10 protein-coding genes are annotated in these 18,449 nt (G+C 66.4%); 9 read left to right on the top strand and 1 reads right to left on the bottom strand.

All coding sequences use genetic code 11. The features are described from left to right. The first annotated feature begins 41 nt into the window (after window positions 1-41). The 5 genes from rpoB to ACODR1_RS10745 all read left to right on the top strand — a co-directional run bounded on the left by rpoB (window position 42) and on the right by ACODR1_RS10745 (window position 13,238). Window positions 42-4,112: a DNA-directed RNA polymerase subunit beta gene (rpoB, locus tag ACODR1_RS10725; protein ID WP_488880425.1), complete on the top strand. Its 4,071-nt coding sequence runs from the start codon at window positions 42-44 to the stop codon at window positions 4,110-4,112. Window positions 4,113-4,211: 99 nt separating this feature from the next. Continuing rightward, a complete protein-coding gene (gene rpoC, locus ACODR1_RS10730) occupies window positions 4,212-8,402 on the top strand; it encodes a DNA-directed RNA polymerase subunit beta' (RefSeq protein WP_488880426.1) in 4,191 nt (1,396 codons plus the stop codon). 291 nt (window positions 8,403-8,693) lie between these two features. After that, a complete protein-coding gene (locus tag ACODR1_RS10735; RefSeq protein ID WP_488880427.1) occupies window positions 8,694-9,218 on the top strand; it encodes a hypothetical protein in 525 nt (174 codons plus the stop codon). A gap of 127 nt (window positions 9,219-9,345) precedes the next feature. Next, a complete protein-coding gene (locus tag ACODR1_RS10740) occupies window positions 9,346-11,145 on the top strand; it encodes a methyl-accepting chemotaxis protein (protein ID WP_488880428.1) in 1,800 nt (599 codons plus the stop codon). Between the two features lie 98 nt (window positions 11,146-11,243). Continuing rightward, window positions 11,244-13,238 carry an alpha/beta hydrolase family protein gene (locus ACODR1_RS10745; protein ID WP_488880429.1) on the top strand — a complete coding sequence of 665 codons (1,995 nt, stop codon included), beginning with the start codon at window positions 11,244-11,246 and terminating at the stop codon, window positions 13,236-13,238. Window positions 13,239-13,464: 226 nt separating this feature from the next. Here the strand turns inward: ACODR1_RS10745 and ACODR1_RS10750 are convergent, their stop codons facing one another. Next, a complete protein-coding gene (locus ACODR1_RS10750; RefSeq protein WP_488880430.1) occupies window positions 13,465-14,241 on the bottom strand; it encodes a hypothetical protein in 777 nt (258 codons plus the stop codon). A 354-nt stretch (window positions 14,242-14,595) separates the two neighbouring features. On the opposite strand from ACODR1_RS10750, the gene rpsL reads away from it, so the two are divergent. From rpsL to ACODR1_RS10770, 4 genes are all read left to right on the top strand, one after another. After that, the gene (gene rpsL / locus ACODR1_RS10755; protein WP_058350131.1) at window positions 14,596-14,967 is read left to right on the top strand and encodes a 30S ribosomal protein S12; all 372 of its coding nucleotides are present in this window, start codon (window positions 14,596-14,598) and stop codon (window positions 14,965-14,967) included. 12 nt (window positions 14,968-14,979) lie between these two features. Beyond that, window positions 14,980-15,453 carry a 30S ribosomal protein S7 gene (rpsG, locus tag ACODR1_RS10760; RefSeq protein ID WP_004624018.1) on the top strand — a complete coding sequence of 158 codons (474 nt, stop codon included), beginning with the start codon at window positions 14,980-14,982 and terminating at the stop codon, window positions 15,451-15,453. 114 nt (window positions 15,454-15,567) lie between these two features. After that, window positions 15,568-17,646 (top strand): elongation factor G, encoded by a 2,079-nt coding sequence (gene fusA / locus ACODR1_RS10765; RefSeq protein WP_101719589.1) that lies wholly within the window; start codon window positions 15,568-15,570, stop codon window positions 17,644-17,646. Between the two features lie 114 nt (window positions 17,647-17,760). Next, the coding region (locus ACODR1_RS10770; protein WP_488880431.1) for a GTP-binding protein at window positions 17,761-18,449 on the top strand (689 nt) is incomplete at its 3' end.

The following is an 18,449-nucleotide window of genomic DNA, read 5'->3' on the forward strand; positions in this document are numbered from 1 at the left end:
GAATTCACGCGCGGATTCCGTCCGCGCCGCAGGGAAAAAACATGGCGCAATCCTTCACCGGCAAGAAGCGGATCCGGAAGTCGTTCGGCCGCATTCCCGAGGCTGTGCAGATGCCGAACCTCATCGAGGTTCAGCGCTCCTCCTACGAACAGTTCCTGCAGCGCGAGGTCCGTCCGGGCCAGCGTCGCGACGAGGGCGTCGAGGCGGTCTTCAAGTCGGTGTTCCCGATCAAGGACTTCAACGAGCGCGCCGTGCTCGAATACGTGTCGTACGAGTTCGAAGAGCCCAAGTACGACGTCGAGGAATGCATCCAGCGCGACATGACCTTCGCCGCGCCGCTGAAGGTCAAGCTGCGCCTGATCGTCTTCGAAACCGAAGAAGAAACCGGCGCCCGCTCGGTCAAGGACATCAAGGAGCAGGACGTCTACATGGGCGACATCCCGCTCATGACCGACAAGGGCACCTTCATCGTCAACGGCACCGAGCGCGTCATCGTCTCGCAGATGCACCGCTCGCCGGGCGTGTTCTTCGACCACGACAAGGGCAAGACCCACGCCTCGGGCAAGCTGCTGTTCGCCGCCCGCGTGATCCCGTACCGCGGCTCGTGGCTCGACTTCGAATTCGACGCCAAGGACATCGTCTACGTCCGTATCGACCGTCGCCGTAAGCTGCCGGCCACGACCTTCCTCTATGCCCTGGGCATGGACGGCGAAGAGATCCTGACCACGTTCTACGACGTCGTCCCGTTCGAGAAGCGTTCGGGCGGCTGGGCCACCCCGTACAAGCCCGAGCGCTGGCGCGGCGTGAAGCCGGAAGTCGCCCTGATCGACGCCGACACCGGCGAAGAGGTCGCTCCGGCTGGCCAGAAGATCAGCGCCCGCAACGCCAAGAAGCTGGCCGACGGCGGTCTGAAGACCCTGCTGCTTGGTCCGGAAGCCCTGACCGGCCGCTACCTGGCCCGTGACGCCGTCAACTTCGAGACCGGCGAAATCTACGCCGAAGCCGGCGACGAGCTGGACGTCACCACGATCCAGGCCCTGGCCGACCAAGGCTTCGACACCATCGACGTGCTCGACATCGACCACGTGACGGTCGGCGCCTACATGCGCAACACCCTGCGCGTGGACAAGAACGCCGTCCGCGAAGACGCGCTGTTCGACATCTACCGCGTCATGCGTCCGGGCGAGCCGCCGACGGTGGAAGCCGCCGAGGCCATGTTCAAGTCGCTGTTCTTCGACGCCGAGCGCTACGACCTGTCGTCGGTGGGCCGCGTGAAGATGAACATGCGCCTTGAGCAGGAAGTCTCGGACGAAGTCCGCGTCCTGCGCAAGGAAGACGTCCTGGCCGTGCTGAAGCTGCTGGTCGGCCTGCGCGACGGCCGCGGCGAAATCGACGACATCGACAACCTGGGCAACCGCCGGGTGCGTTCGGTCGGCGAACTGCTGGAAAACCAATACCGCGTCGGCCTGCTCCGCATGGAGCGCGCCATCAAGGAACGCATGTCGTCGGTCGATATCGACACCGTCATGCCGCACGACCTGATCAACGCCAAGCCGGCCGCCGCCGCCGTCCGCGAGTTCTTTGGTTCTTCGCAACTCTCGCAGTTCATGGACCAGACGAACCCGCTGTCGGAAATCACCCACAAGCGTCGTCTCTCGGCCCTCGGCCCGGGCGGTCTGACCCGTGAGCGCGCCGGCTTCGAAGTCCGCGACGTTCACCCGACCCACTACGGCCGCATCTGCCCGATTGAAACGCCGGAAGGCCCGAACATCGGTCTGATCAACAGCCTCGCGACCCACGCCCGCGTGAACAAGTACGGCTTCATCGAGAGCCCGTACCGTCGCGTGAAGGACGGCAAGCCGCAGGACGAAGTCGTCTACATGTCGGCGATGGAGGAATCCAAGCACGTCATCGCCCAGTCGAACATCAAGGTGGTCGAAGGCGAGATCCTGGAAGAGCTGGTTCCGGGCCGCATCAACGGCGAACCGACCCTCCTGCAAAAGGAGACGGTGGACCTGATGGACGTGTCGCCGCGCCAGGTCGTGTCGGTGGCCGCCGCCCTGATCCCGTTCCTCGAAAACGATGACGCCAACCGCGCCCTCATGGGTTCGAACATGCAACGTCAGGCCGTGCCGCTGGTGCAGTCCGACGCCCCGCTGGTCGGCACCGGCATGGAAGCGGTCGTCGCTCGTGACTCCGGCGCCGTGGTCATCGCCAAGCGCACCGGCGTCGTCGAGCAGATCGACGGCACCCGTATCGTCGTGCGCGCCACCGAAGAGACCGATCCGGCCCGCTCGGGCGTCGACATCTACCGGATGTCGAAGTTCCAGCGCTCGAACCAGTCGACCTGCATCAACCAGCGCCCGCTGGTGAAGGTGGGCGACAAGATCAGCGCCGGCGACATCATCGCCGACGGTCCGTCGACGGAGCTGGGCGAACTGGCCCTGGGCCGCAACGCGCTCGTCGCGTTCATGCCCTGGAACGGCTACAACTTCGAAGACTCCATCCTGATCTCCGAACGCATCGTCCGTGACGACGTCTTCACCTCGATCCACATCGAGGAATTCGAAGTCATGGCCCGCGACACGAAGCTTGGTCCGGAAGAAATCACCCGCGACATCCCGAACGTCGGCGAGGAAGCCCTGCGCAACCTCGACGAAGCCGGCATCGTGGCGATCGGCGCCGAAGTCCAGCCGGGCGACATCCTGGTCGGCAAGGTCACGCCGAAGGGCGAAAGCCCGATGACCCCGGAAGAGAAGCTGCTGCGCGCCATCTTCGGCGAGAAGGCTTCGGACGTCCGCGACACCAGCCTGCGCCTGCCCCCGGGCGTCGCCGGCACGATCGTCGACGTGCGCGTCTTCAACCGTCACGGCGTCGACAAGGACGAGCGCGCCCTGGCCATCGAACGTTCGGAAATCGATCGTCTGGGCAAGGACCGCGACGACGAGTTCGCGATCCTGAACCGCAACATCTCGGGTCGCCTGAAGGACCTGCTGATCGGCAAGGTCGCCCTGTCGGGTCCCAAGGGCCTGCAGCGCGGTGAAATCACCGCCGAAGGCCTGGCCGGCGTGGCTTCGGGCCTGTGGTGGCAGATCGCTCTCGAAGACGAGAAGGCGATGGGCGAACTGGAGTCGCTCCGCCGTCTGTTCGACGAGAACCGCAAGCGCCTCGACCGTCGTTTCGAAGACAAGGTCGACAAGCTGCAGCGCGGCGACGAACTGCCCCCGGGCGTCATGAAGATGGTCAAGGTCTTCGTGGCCGTGAAGCGCAAGCTTCAGCCGGGCGACAAGATGGCCGGCCGTCACGGCAACAAGGGCGTCATCTCGCGCATCCTGCCGATCGAGGACATGCCGTTCCTCGCCGACGGCACCCACGTGGACCTCGTGCTGAACCCGCTGGGCGTGCCTTCGCGCATGAACGTCGGTCAGATCTTCGAAACCCACCTGGGCTGGGCCTGCGCCAACCTCGGCAAGCAGATCACCGGTCTGCTCGAGGACTGGCAGCACGGCGGCCAGAAGGAAGCCCTGGTCCAGCGTCTGCGTGACGTCTACGGCCCGGACGAAGAGCTGCCGGACACCGAGGAAGACCTGGTCGAACTGGCCAAGAACCTCGGCAAGGGCATCCCGATCGCCACCCCCGTCTTCGACGGCGCGCGCATGGAAGACATCGAGGACCACCTCGAGATGGCCGGCGTGAACCGTTCGGGTCAGTCGATCCTGTTCGACGGCACCACCGGCGAGCAGTTCAAGCGCCCGGTCACGGTCGGCTACATCTACATGCTGAAGCTGCACCACCTGGTCGACGACAAGATCCACGCCCGTTCGATCGGTCCGTACTCGCTGGTCACCCAGCAGCCGCTGGGCGGCAAGGCCCAGTTCGGCGGTCAGCGCTTCGGGGAAATGGAAGTGTGGGCTCTGGAAGCCTACGGCGCCGCCTACACCCTGCAGGAAATGCTGACGGTGAAGTCGGACGACGTGGCCGGCCGGACCAAGGTCTACGAGTCGATCGTCCGCGGCGACGACACGTTCGAAGCCGGTATCCCGGAAAGCTTCAACGTGCTGGTCAAGGAAATGCGCTCGCTCGGCCTGAACGTCGAGCTGGAGAACAGCTGATCCGGATCTCCCTCCTCTGCCTGAAGGGCAGGGGAGGGGCCCCTTTCAGCCTCTTCTCCACTTTGAATTTTCGCGGGTAGTCCCGCAGAAGGAACCAAGATGAACCAGGAAGTCCTGAACATCTTCAATCCGGTCCAGGCCACGCCGACCTTCGACCAGATCCGCATCTCGCTCGCTTCGCCGGAAAAGATCCGTTCGTGGTCGTTCGGCGAGATCAAGAAGCCCGAGACCATCAACTACCGCACGTTCAAGCCCGAGCGTGACGGCCTGTTCTGCGCCCGTATCTTTGGCCCGACCAAGGACTACGAATGCCTGTGCGGCAAGTATAAGCGCATGAAATACAAGGGCATCATCTGCGAAAAGTGCGGCGTGGAAGTCACCCTCGCCCGCGTTCGCCGTGAGCGCATGGGCCACATCGAGCTGGCCTCGCCGGTCGCCCACATCTGGTTCCTGAAGTCGCTGCCCTCGCGCATCGCCATGATGCTCGACATGCCGCTGAAGGACATCGAGCGCGTTCTTTACTTCGAATACTACATCGTCACCGAGCCGGGCCTGACCCCGCTGAAGCAGCACCAGCTGCTGAGCGAAGACGACTACATCCGCGCTCAGGACGAGTACGGCGACGACAGCTTCACCGCCGAGATCGGCGCCGAGGCCGTCCAGAACCTGCTGAAGGCCATCGACCTCGAAAAAGAGGCCGAGCGTCTGCGCGAGGAACTGGCCGGCACCGTGTCGGACATGAAGCAGAAGAAGTTCAGCAAGCGCCTGAAGATCCTGGAAGCCTTCCAGGAGTCGGGCAACCGTCCCGAGTGGATGGTGCTGACCGTCGTTCCGGTCATCCCGCCGGAACTGCGTCCGCTGGTGCCGCTGGACGGCGGCCGCTTCGCGACCTCGGACCTGAACGACCTCTATCGCCGGGTCATCAACCGTAACAACCGCCTCAAGCGCCTGATCGAACTGCGCGCGCCCGACATCATCATCCGCAACGAAAAGCGGATGCTGCAGGAGTCGGTCGACGCCCTGTTCGACAACGGCCGTCGCGGTCGCGTCATCACGGGCGCCAACAAGCGCCCGCTGAAGTCGCTGGCCGACATGCTGAAGGGCAAGCAAGGCCGCTTCCGTCAGAACCTGCTCGGCAAGCGCGTCGACTACTCGGGTCGTTCGGTCATCGTCGTGGGTCCGGACCTGAAGCTGCACGAGTGCGGCCTGCCCAAGAAGATGGCTCTGGAGCTGTTCAAGCCGTTCATCTACGCGCGCCTGGACGCCAAGGGCCTGTCGGGCACCGTCAAGCAGTCCAAGCGCATGGTCGAGCGCGAGCAGCCCCAGGTGTGGGACATCCTCGAAGAGGTGATCCGCGAGCACCCGGTCCTGCTGAACCGCGCCCCGACCCTGCACCGTCTGGGCATCCAGGCGTTCGAGCCGAAGCTGATCGAGGGCAAGGCCATCCAGCTGCACCCGCTGGTCTGCGCCGCGTTCAACGCCGACTTCGACGGCGACCAGATGGCCGTGCACGTCCCGCTGAGCCTCGAGGCCCAGCTGGAAGCGCGCGTCCTGATGATGTCGACCAACAACATCCTGTCGCCCGCCAACGGTCGTCCGATCATCGTGCCGTCGCAGGACATCGTCCTGGGCCTCTACTACCTGTCGGTCGCTCGCGAAGGTGAGCCGGGCGAAGGCAAGATCTTCGCGGATCTCGGCGAAATCGAAGCGGCCATGGACGCCGGCGTCGTGTCGCTGCACGCCAAGATCAAGTCGCGCTTCACGGAAGTGGACGCCGATGGCGTGGCTCGCCGCCGCGTGATCGACACCACGCCGGGCCGCATGAAGATCGCCGCCCTGCTGCCGCGCCACCCCGCGATCGGTCACCGACTGATCGAGAAGGCGCTGACCAAGAAGGAAATCGGCAACCTCATCGACATCGTCTACCGCCACTGCGGTCAGAAGGCGACGGTGATCTTCGCCGACCAGGTCATGGGCCTGGGCTTCAAGGAAGCCGCCAAGGCCGGCATCTCGTTCGGCAAGGACGACATCATCATTCCGAAGCGCAAGGAAGCGATCGTCGCCGAGACGCGCGCCCTGGCCGAGGAATATGAACAGCAGTACGCCGACGGCCTGATCACCAAGGGTGAGAAGTATAACAAGGTCGTTGACGCCTGGGCCAAGGCCACCGATCGCGTCGCCGACGAGATGATGGCCGAGCTTCAGACGAAGCATAAGGACGAGAACGGCCGCGAGAAGGAAATCAACGCCATCTACATGATGGCCCACTCCGGCGCCCGTGGTTCGCAAGCCCAGATGAAGCAGCTGGGCGGCATGCGCGGCCTGATGGCCAAGCCCTCCGGTGAAATCATCGAGACCCCGATCGTCTCGAACTTCAAGGAAGGCCTGACCGTTCAGGAATACTTCAACTCCACCCACGGCGCCCGTAAGGGTCTGGCCGACACCGCGCTGAAGACCGCCAACTCGGGTTACCTGACCCGTCGTCTGGTCGACGTCGCGCAGGACTGCATCATCGTCGAGGAAGACTGCGGCACCACGAAGGGCATCACCCTTCACGCCGTGGTCGAAGGCGGCGACGTGCTGGTCTCGCTGGGCCTGCGGGTCCTGGGCCGCTTCTCGGCCGAGGACATCAAGAACCCGAGCACCGGCGAGCTGGTGGTTCCGGCCGACACCTATATCGACGAGAACATCGCCGACGCCATCGAGGCGGCGGCCGTCCAGTCGGTGAAGGTCCGCTCGGTCCTGACCTGCGAAGCCAAGATCGGCGTCTGCGGCGCCTGCTACGGCCGCGACTTGGCCCGCGGCACCCCGGTGAACATCGGTGAAGCTGTCGGCGTCATCGCCGCCCAGTCGATCGGTGAGCCGGGCACGCAGCTGACCATGCGTACGTTCCACATCGGCGGCACCGCCCAGGTGGCCGAGCAGTCGTTCTTCGAAAGCAGCAACGACGGTGTCGCGCGCGTCAGCGGCGCCACCGTGGTGGCTTCCGACGGCGCCCTGGTCGTGATGAGCCGCAACACCTCGGTGAGCGTGCTGGTCGACGGCAAGGAACGCGAGAACTACAAGCCGCCGTACGGCGCTCGCCTGAAGATCAAGGACGGCGACACCGTGAAGCGCGGCCAGCGTCTGGCCGACTGGGACCCCTACACCACGCCGATCATCACCGAAGTCGGCGGCCGCATCCGCGCCGAGGACCTGGTGGACGGCTTCTCGGTCCGCGAGGAAGTCGACGAAGCGACGGGCATCGCCCAGCGCGTCATCGCCGACTGGCGTGCGTCGGCCCGCGGTTCGGACCTGCGTCCGGCCATGGGCGTGCTGGCCGAGGACGGCTCGTACAAGCGCCTGTCGAACGGCGGCGAGGCTCGCTACCTCCTGTCGGTCGGCGCCATTCTCTCGGTGGCCGACGGCGACGAAGTGAAGCCGGGTGAGGTCATCGCCCGTATCCCGACCGAAGGCGCCAAGACCCGGGACATCACCGGTGGTCTGCCGCGCGTCGCCGAACTCTTCGAAGCCCGCCGTCCGAAGGACTGCGCGGTCATCGCGGAAATGGACGGCCGTGTCGAATTCGGCAAGGATTACAAGAACAAGCGCCGGATCAAGATCACTCCGGACGTCGATGCCGACGGCAACCAGCCCGAAGCGGTCGAGTTCCTGATCCCGAAGGGCAAGCACATCGCGGTGCATGATGGCGACTACATCACGCGCGGCGAATACATCATCGACGGCAACCCGGATCCGCACGACATCCTGCGCATCCTGGGCGTCGAGGCCCTGGCCAACTTCCTCGTCGACGAGATCCAGGAAGTCTATCGTCTGCAGGGCGTGCCGATCAACGACAAGCACATCGAGACGATCGTTCGTCAGATGCTGCAGAAGGTCGAGATCCTCGAGCCCGGCGACACCGGCCTCATCAAGGGCGATCACCTTGATAAGCCGGACTTCGACAAGGAACAGGACAAGGCGATCGCCCGCGGCGGCCGTCCGGCTGTGACCCAGCCGGTGCTGCTCGGCATCACCAAGGCCTCGCTGCAAACCAAGAGCTTCATCTCGGCCGCGTCGTTCCAGGAAACGACCCGCGTCCTGACCGAAGCCTCGGTGCACGGCAAGACCGACACCCTGGAAGGCCTGAAGGAAAACGTCATCGTGGGTCGTCTGATCCCCGCTGGTACGGGTTCCTACCTGCGCAGCCTGCAGCGCGTCGCCGCCAAGCGCGACGAGCAACTGGCCCAGCAGCGCGAAGAAGCGATGGAGCCGCTGCCGGCCGAGATCGCGCTCTCGGACGCCGAATAGGCGTCCGAGACCACCCGGAAACCTGGATGCCGTCAGGCATCCAGGGCGGACGCCGAATAGGCGTCCGAGACCACTCGGAAACCTGGATGCCACCAGGCATCCAGGGCGGACGCCGAATAGGCGTCCGAGACCACCCGGAAACCTGGATGCCGTCAGGCGTCCGGGGCGGACGCCGAGCAATCGGCCGAAGACAGCCTCAAGGGTTGTGCTAGACAAGGAGCGGTCGGGGAAACCCGGCCGCTCTTTTGTTTTGCGCGGTCGCCCGGGGCGGCCGGATGTCGGGGGACGTCCATGCTTCGCAGCATCTCGATGGCGGCGGTCGCGGCCGTTCTGTGCCTGGCCGCCTGCGCGCCGGAGATCCCGCCGGACCCGAAGCCCTCGGATGGCTTCACGGGCGCCGAGAAGGTGGCGGTCGACGAGGTGTTCTCGATCATCTCCGCCACGTTCCCGGAGCCCCGAGAGGTGCTGTTTCGCGATCCTCTGGTCAGCGACGTCGAAGGGCAGGGGCGGTTCGTCTGTCTCGACGCGGCCATGCCGGGCGATCGCTGGACGGGCTTTGTCGCCACCAGGGCCAAGAACGAAGAGGCCTATCACGTGGTCCGAGAGAAGGACGCCCTGTCGCCCAAGGCCAGGCCGCAGTGCCGGGCGCTGGTGCTCAAGTATCTGGGTGAACAGAACGTCGACTGGTACGACGCCGAGGTCGCCTACAACAAGGCCGGCTGCGCCCACCTGGACACCGCCTACTGGGAAGCCTGGAAGCTGGCCTGCAACGGCAAGATCACCCGGCCCGCCAAGACGCCGAAGCCTGCCGCCTAGATTAGGCAACCTTCGGTGGAAATGTGACGAATTGTAAAAAGACTCTCGTTATTTCAGCGCGTTAAATGAAATTTCAGCCGGGCGGGGTGAAAAGGAGTGCAAATTCCTTCCTCTCGCCCCGGACTCCATGCGCTCGGACATCTCCACCAAGGTCAGCCTGACCATCGCCGCCGCCTTCGCCGTCCTCCTGGCCGGGCTGCTCGCCGTGGTCGCCTGGAGCTCGCTCGGCTTCGCCAAGCGCCAGGCCGTGGCCCAGCAGGAAACCAGCATGCGCGTGGCCTGGGACGTCATCGGACGGCAGGGCCAGAACTTCCGCCGCGAGGGCGACCAGCTGCTGGTCGGCGACCACGTGCTGAACGGCGACCTGGCCGGCGTCGATCGCGTCAAGGCCCTGGCCGGCGGCGTTGCCACTGTGTTCGCGGGCGACAAGCGCATCAGCACCAATGTCGAGAAGCCGGACGGCTCGCGCGCCGTCGGCACCAGCCTGGCCCAGGGCCCGGTCTACGACGCCGTGCTCGGTCGCGGCGAGGCCTATCGCGGCGAGACCAAGATCCTCAAGCGCGACTACTTCGTGGCCTACGACCCGATCAAGGACGCTTCGGGCCAGGTGATCGGCGTGATGTTCGTCGGCGTGCCCAAGGACATCTATTTCGGACCCGTCTATCGCCAGCTGGCCTGGCTGGGCGTGGCCGGCGTGCTGCTGGGCATGGCCGGGGGCGTGGCCTCGGTGCTGACGGTCCGCCGCCAGCTGTCGCCGCTGAAGACCCTGCGCGAGGCCATGGCCCGGCTGATGAAGGGCGACCTGAACGTCGCCCTGCCGTTCGCCGGCCGCCGCGACGACATCGGCCTGATGGCCGACGCCGTCCACGCCTTCCGCGACGACGCCGAAGCCAAGCGCCGCATCGAGGCCGACGCCGCCAGCGACCGTGACCAGGCCGAGGCCGACCGCGCCGCCGCCCAGGCCCGCGACGCCCGCTCGGCCCGCGAGCAGAACCAGGTGGTCGAAAGCCTGGCCCGGGGGCTGGGCCGCCTGTCGGACGGCGACCTGACGGTCCGCCTCGACCAGCCTTTCGCCCACGACTACGAGGGCCTGCGCAGCGACTTCAACCAGGCCGTCGAACGCCTGGAAGCGGCGATGAGCTCGGTGGTCGACGCCGTCGGCGCCCTCAACGCCGGCGCCGGCAGCATCGCTGACGCCTCGTCCGACATCTCCGACCGCACCGAACAGCAGGCCGCCAGCTTGGAAGAGACGGCCGCAGCCCTGGAAGAGATCACCGTCACCGTCCGCCGCACCGCCGAGGGCGCTCGCGGGGCCCACATGGCCGTTCGCGAGGCCCAGACCGAGGCCGGCCGTTCGCGCACGGTCGTCGAGGACACCATCGCCGCCATCGGCGGGGTCGAGGCCTCGTCGCACCAGGTGGGCCAGATCGTTGGCGTGATCGACGAGATCGCCTTCCAGACCAACCTCCTGGCCCTGAACGCGGGCGTCGAGGCGGCTCGCGCCGGCGACGCCGGCAAGGGCTTCGCGGTCGTGGCCCAGGAAGTCCGCGCCCTGGCCCAGCGCTCGGCCGAGGCCGCCAAGGAGATCAAGGTCCACATCGCCGACAGCGCCCGCCAGGTCGAAGCCGGCGTGAAGCTGGTCGGCCGCACGGGCGAGGCCCTGCAGAAGATCGTCGCCCAGGTCGAGGCCATCGACGGCATCGTCAGCCAGATCGCGGCCGGCGCCCAGGAGCAGTCCGTGGGCCTGTCGCAGGTCAACACCGCGGTGAACCAGATGGACCAGGGCGCCCAGCGCAACGCGGCCCTGATCAGCCGCTCGGCCGGCGACAGCCGCAACCTGGTCACGGCCGCCGACGAGCTGTCGGGCATGGTGGCGCGCTTCCGCACCTCGCAGGTGTCTTCTTCGACGCTGCGCCGCGCGGGCTGACTTCAAGCTCGGCCTTGGGCTTGACGCGCCCGGGCGGTATCGCCTTGAGTGTGTGCGGCTGGCGAAGTGTCGCTTGACGCGTGTTCTCGGGGGCGAGTGTGCTTTCTAAAATCGGTGTTGCGGCCGTGCTGTCGCTTGTCGCCTTCCAGGGGGCGCGGGCCCAGTCGCCGCCGCCGCCGCCGCCGCCGGCCTCGGCCTTCGGCCGGTTGCCGGGGGTGCAGGATGTCGCCATGTCGTCGGCCGGGGACCAACTGGCCATCCTCGGGGGCGCGCCGGCGGCGCGCACCGTCCGCTTCGCCACCATCGACAAGCCAGGCGAGGTGCAGCTGTCCCTGGGCGACGTCCAGACCATGGACGTGCGCTGGGTCGGCGAGAACTACCTGCTGGTCCGCGCGGCCTACTGGCAGAGCACGGGTCCGCGCAACGCCTACCGCTTCGAGCGCAACGTCGTCGTCGACAACAAGGGCAAGGTGGTCTCGACCCTGCTCGAGGGCGACAACCCGTCGGCCTACGCGCTGAGCCAGCCGGTGCTGGGCGTGGTCGACGGCGACAAGCCCAAGGCCCTGGTGCTGGGGCTGGACCAGGTGGTCGACAACGGCGAGGGCAACCTGGGCACCCGCCTGGTCCGCAAGGGCGTGCTCAATCCGCTGGTCTGGACCCTGTGGCGCGTGGACGTGGCCAAGGGGCGCGGCAATGTCGCCGAGCGCGGCACGCCCGACACCAAGCGCTGGAGCGTCGACGCCGACGGCGAGGCCCGTGTGCGCATCGACGAGGACATCATCAGCCACAAGGTCAGCATCTACGCCCGCGCCAAGGGCCAGAAGCAGTGGCGGCCGCTGGCCAGCGCCGACCGCGACGACAGCTATCTGGGCTATTCCGACGCCGAGGACGCGGCGTTCATGGTCCGCAAGGGCGCCGACGGTGTCTCCCAGGTGGTTCGCATCCGCCTGGCCGGGGGCGAGCCGGAGCTGGTCGGCAAGTCGGTGACCAACCAGGACGTGGGCCTGCTGCGCGACGCTCACCTGACCACGCCGGCAGCCATCGTCTCGGGTGGCGAGCGTCCGGTGTACGAATGGCTCGATCCGCAGCTGGCGAGCGTGCACGGCGCGCTGTCGCGGGCCTTCAAGGGACGCGACGTGCTGCTCACCGGCTGGTCGAAGGATCGCACGCGCTTCGTCGCCCGCATGACCTCGCCGTCGGCGCCGGCGACCTGGTATCTCTTCGACAAGACCCGCAAGGAGATATCGCCGCTGGGCGAGGAGTATCCCGAGCTCAAGGACCAGGCCCTGGGCCAGACCCGCTGGCTGACCTACAAGGCGCGCGACGGCCTGGAGATCCCCGCCTACCTGACCCTGCCGCCCGGCGCGCCGGCCGCGGGCGGCAAGCTGCCGCTGATCGTCATGCCGCACGGCGGGCCCGCCACCCGTGACGGCTTCGACTTCGACTGGTGGGCCCAGTTCCTGGCCACCCGTGGCTACGCCGTGCTGCAGCCCCAGTTCCGCGGCTCCTCCGGCTTCGGCGACGCCTTCGAGAAGGCCGGCGAGCGCGAATGGGGCGGCAAGATCCAGACCGACCTGCTGGACGGGATCGCCAGCCTGGCGGCCGAGGGCGTGGTCGACCCGGCCCGCGTCTGCATCGTCGGCGCCAGCTTCGGCGGCTATTCGGCCCTGGCCGGCGCGACCCTCCACCCGGAGGCCTATCGCTGCGCGGTCTCGGTGAACGGCGTCTCGGACCTGCCGCAGGCCCTGGGCGAGACGGTCACCGCCTACGGCAAGGACTCCGACTCGTTCCGCTACTGGCGCCAGGTCATGGGCTCGACCGCCGGCGATCCGACCGCCCTGACCTCGATCTCGCCGGCCCGGCAGGTCGGCAAGGCCACGCCGCCGGTGCTGCTGGTCTGGGGCGAACGCGACACCACCGTGCTGCCGGCCCAGTCCGAACGCATGCGCGACGCCTTGCAGGCGGCCGGCCGGCCGGTCGAGACCCTCGCGCTGGAGAAGGACGACCACTACCTGACCAACTCGGCCTCGCGCACTCGCATGCTGGAAGCGACCGAGCAGTTCCTGGCCCGGCGCCTGCCCGTGACGCGGTAGAGAAGGGCGGGGAGCGCGCCGGGGCCCAAGTGTGCGTGGTTGACCGGCGCTGGATCGACATCCAGCAGCTTTGGTCGTTTCTCACCGAGTTTCCCCGCGAAGGCGGGGATCCAAGCTGAATTTCGGTAGACGGCGCGGCCGAGAGCGACCCGCAACCTCCGCTTGGGTCCCCGCCTTCGCGGGGAAGAACGGATTGGGGGCGACCCTCGATGAATGTCGATCCGCGCTAGTCCTTCTTCTTCTGCTGCATCTCAAGCAGGCGCAGCTTCTGCTGCGTGGCGTCTCGCTGGCGGCCCAGGCCGTCCTGCTCCAGGCCGCCGACCATCGGAATGTCCTTGCCCCGGCCGGGGCCGTCACGACTCCGGTGGTCGACGCCGGGGCCCATGGGCGCGTCGCGATAGGCGCGGGCGGCCTCCTGCCGCAGCGACTGGATGTCGAAGTCGCGGCGCTTTCCGGCTTCGATGGGGGCTGCGTATTCCGGCGCCTTGCGGGCGGCCTCGCCCCAGCGCTCGTCGCAGCGCTCGCGTTCGCGCCGGTTGAGGCCCACGGCCCGGTCGTTGGCGCAGCCGGTGCCGCTGCCGCGCAGGGCCGCCTTCAGGTCGCCGCCGGGCTGGGCGGCGGGCAGGGGCGCGGGATGGTCCGAGGCGCCGCGGTCGCGTCGCCCAGCCGAGGGGGAGGCCACGAACGGGGAGGGGGCGATTCCCGTCGGCGCCGGTCGCCGGGCCTCGCGTGGAATCGGCAGGGGGCTGGCCGCCGCCGCCGGGGCGGCGTTCGCCGCTTCCCGCGGGGTCTCGCGCGGCGTGTCCGTCATCAGGTCGATGGTCACGGTCGACACCGTGTCCTGGTCGGGAAACACCTCCCGCGCGGGCAGGGCCAGCCAGGCCAGCACCGCCAGGTGCACGGCCGCCGATCCGCCCGCCACGGCCCAGAACCGCTTGTCGGGCTTGGCTTCGACGGGGCGATCCAGCAGAAGGGTTATGGATCGCGCGGCGGCTTCGACCACGAGGGACTCGACGACAAGGGAAGGTTGCGAGCCCAGGCTGGCGATCGCTCATGGCGAAAGCGTGACCGTCTCGCGGGACGAGTAAACGTCCCATTAACCGACGCAGAAGGCGACGATTGACGTGGAGCCCCTTCGCGAGTAGGTTCCGCGCTCTTTTCGAGGTGGGTCTTGCGCCCGTCCTGATGAGCGTCCGTCCCTTAACCGACGGCAGGCCCGCCGGAACGCTTTCCGCGTCCCGGCGAGTTTCGTGTTTATCGGGTCTCCAACCGGAGCCTTGAAGCCGGAAAGAAGAACAACAAGGACCCTGAAGCGCCTCGGCCGAAAGGCACACGCTTCCATCAGAGCAGAGACTTAATGCCTACCGTCAACCAGCTCATCCGCAAGCCGCGCTCTCCGAAGCCGGTCCGGAACAAGGTGCCCGCCCTGAAGGGCTGCCCCCAACGTCGCGGCGTCTGCACCCGCGTCTACACGACGACCCCGAAGAAGCCGAACTCGGCTCTGCGTAAGGTCGCCAAGGTCCGTCTGACCACCGGCATCGAAGCCGTGTGCTACATCCCGGGCGAAGGCCACAACCTGCAGGAGCACTCGGTGGTGCTCATCCGCGGCGGCCGCGTCAAGGACTTGCCCGGCGTCCGCTATCACATCCTGCGCGGCGTCCTCGACACCCAAGGTGTCAAGGATCGTAAGCAGCGTCGTTCGCTCTACGGCGCCAAGCGTCCGAAGTAAGGAAGAAGAAGAATGTCCCGCCGCCGTCGCGCCGAGAAGCGTCAAGTCCTGCCGGACCCCAAGTTTGGGGATCTGGTTGTCACGAAGTTCATGAACTACGTGATGTACGAAGGCAAAAAAGCCGTCGCCGAAAACATCATCTACGGCGCCTTCGATATCCTGGAAGCCAAGCGCAAGGACCAAGGTCCGCTTGAAACCTTCCACTCCGCCCTGGACAACGTCGCCCCGGCGATCGAAGTCCGTTCGCGCCGCGTCGGCGGCGCCACGTACCAAGTGCCGGTTGAGGTCCGTCCGGACCGTCGCCGCGCCCTGGCCATCCGTTGGCTGGTGACCGCCGCTCGCAAGCGCGGTGAAAACACCATGACCGAAAAGCTGGCTGGTGAGCTGCTCGACGCTTCGAACAACCGCGGCACCGCCGTGAAGAAGCGCGAAGACACCCACAAGATGGCTGAAGCCAACCGGGCCTTCTCGCACTACCGCTGGTAAGCTTTCTTACCAGCACCCTTTCAGGCGCGGGCGGTTTGCGATAAACCGCCCGCGCCGCACGTTTAAATCCCGGTCGTGTCCGTCAGGGCCGCCCCGTTTCGCAGAGCGATCGCTATGCCCCGCACGCATAAAATCGAAGACTACCGCAACTTCGGCATCATGGCCCACATCGACGCGGGCAAGACGACGACGACCGAGCGGATCCTGTATTACACCGGTAAGTCCCACAAGATCGGCGAAGTCCACGACGGCGCCGCGACCATGGACTGGATGGAGCAGGAGCAAGAGCGCGGCATCACCATCACGTCGGCCGCGACGACCGCTTTCTGGAACGACAAGCGCCTCAACATCATCGACACCCCCGGGCACGTCGACTTCACCATCGAAGTCGAACGCAGCCTGCGCGTCCTCGACGGCGCCGTGACGGTGCTGGACGGCAACGCCGGCGTCGAGCCGCAGACCGAAACCGTCTGGCGCCAGGCCGACAAGTATAAGGTTCCGCGGATCGTGTTCGTCAACAAGATGGACAAGATCGGCGCCGACTTCGACAAGTCGGTCGAGTCGATCCGCGACCGCCTCGGCGCCAAGGCCGTGCCGATCCAGTTCCCGATCGGTTCGGAATCGAACCTGAAGGGCCTCGTGGACCTGGTCCGCATGAAGGCCGTGGTCTGGGACAACGACGGTCTGGGCGCGACCTATCGCGACGAAGAGATTCCGGCCGACCTGCTGGACAAGGCCGTGGAAGCGCGCGCCTACCTGGTCGAGAACGCCGTCGAGCTCGACGATGACGCGATGGAAGCCTATCTGGGCGGCGAAGAGCCCTCGGAAGAAACCATCAAGAAGTGCATCCGCAAGGCCGTGCTGACCGGCGCCTTCTACCCGATCCTCTGCGGCTCGGCCTTCAAGAACAAGGGCGTCCAGCCCCTGCTCGACGCCGTCGTCGACTACCTGCCGTCGCCGGTCGACATCCCGCCGACCAAGGGCATCGACTTCAAGACCGAAGAAGAGATCGTTCGCAAGGCCTCGGACGAAGAGCCGCTGTCGGTTCTGGCGTTCAAGATCATGGACGACCCCTTCGTTGGTTCGCTGACCTTCTGCCGCCTCTACTCGGGCAAGATGGAAACCGGCATGAGCCTGCTGAACTCGACGCGCGACAAGCGCGAGCGGGTCGGCCGCATGCTGCTCATGCACTCCAACAACCGCGAAGACATCAAGGAAGCCTACGCCGGCGACATCGTCGCCCTGGCCGGCCTCAAGGAAACCCGCACGGGCGACACCCTGTGCGATCCGCTGAAGTCGCCGGTGATCCTGGAGCGCATGGAATTCCCGGCCCCGGTCATCGAGATCGCCGTCGAGCCCAAGTCGAAGGCCGACCAGGAAAAGCTGGGCGTCGCCCTGCAGAAGCTGGCCGCCGAAGATCCGTCCTTCACCGTCTCGACCGACTTCGAGTCGGGCCAGACGATCCTGAAGGGCATGGGCGAGCTGCACCTCGACATCAAGATCGACATCCTGAAGCGCACCTACAAGGTCGAAGCCAACATCGGCGCGCCGCAGGTCGCCTATCGTGAATCGCTGGGCCGCAAGGTCGACATCGACTACACGCACAAGAAGCAGACCGGTGGTACGGGCCAGTTCGCCCGCGTCATGATCACCTTCGAACCGGGCGAGCCGGGTTCGGGCTTCGTGTTCGAAAACTCGATCGTCGGCGGCGCTGTGCCGAAGGAATACATCCCGGGCGTCCAGAAGGGCCTGGAATCGGTCAAGGACAACGGCCTGCTGGCCGGCTTCCCGCTGATCGACTTCAAGGCGACCCTGACCGACGGCAAGTTCCACGACGTCGACTCGTCGGTCCTGGCCTTCGAAATCGCCTCGCGCGCCGCCTTCAAGGAGCTGCGCGAAAAGGGCGCTCCGAAGCTGCTCGAGCCGATCATGAAGGTCGAGGTCGTGACCCCGGAAGAGTACCTGGGTTCGGTCATCGGCGACCTGAACAGCCGTCGCGGCATGATCCAGGGTCAGGACATGCGCGGTAACGCCACCGTCGTGAACGCCTTCGTCCCGCTGGCCAACATGTTCGGCTACGTGAACACCCTGCGCGGCATGTCGCAAGGCCGCGCCCAGTTCAGCATGGTCTACGACCACTACGATCCGGTGCCGCAACACGTCGCCGACGAAGTGATCAAGAAGTACGCCTAAGCTTTTCGTCTCCGGACGAAGCGTTTAGCGGAAGAGTAGGGCGGGTCTTCGGATCCGCCCGCCAAACCCCAGAAGTTCAACCAAAGGCCCCTCTGGGGTCCTGGAGCTAAGAAAATGGCCAAGGAAAAGTTCGAACGTAATAAGCCGCACTGCAACATCGGCACCATCGGTCACGTTGACCATGGCAAGACGACGCTGACGGCCGCGATCACGATTACGCTGGCGAAGTCGGGCGGCGCGACCGCCAAGAACTACGCCGACATCGACGCTGCGCCGGAAGAAAAGGCCCGCGGCATCACGATCAACACGGCTCACGTCGAGTACGAGACGGCCAACCGTCACTACGCTCACGTCGACTGCCCCGGCCACGCCGACTACGTGAAGAACATGATCACGGGCGCTGCCCAGATGGACGGCGCGATCCTGGTCGTGTCGGCCGCCGACGGCCCGATGCCGCAGACCCGCGAGCACATCCTGCTGGCCCGTCAGGTCGGCGTGCCGGCCCTGGTCGTGTTCATGAACAAGGTCGACATGGTCGACGACGAAGAGCTGCTCGAGCTCGTCGAAATGGAAGTTCGTGAGCTGCTGTCGTCCTACCAGTTCCCGGGCGACGACATTCCGATCACCAAGGGTTCGGCCCTGGCCGCCGTGGAAAACCGCGACGCCAACATCGGCGAAGAGAAGATCCTCGAGCTGATGGCTTCGGTCGACGCCTACATCCCGCAGCCGGAACGCCCGATCGACCAGGCCTTCCTGATGCCGGTCGAAGACGTGTTCTCGATCTCGGGCCGCGGCACCGTGGT

The organism is Caulobacter sp. FG7, assembly GCF_057808875.1.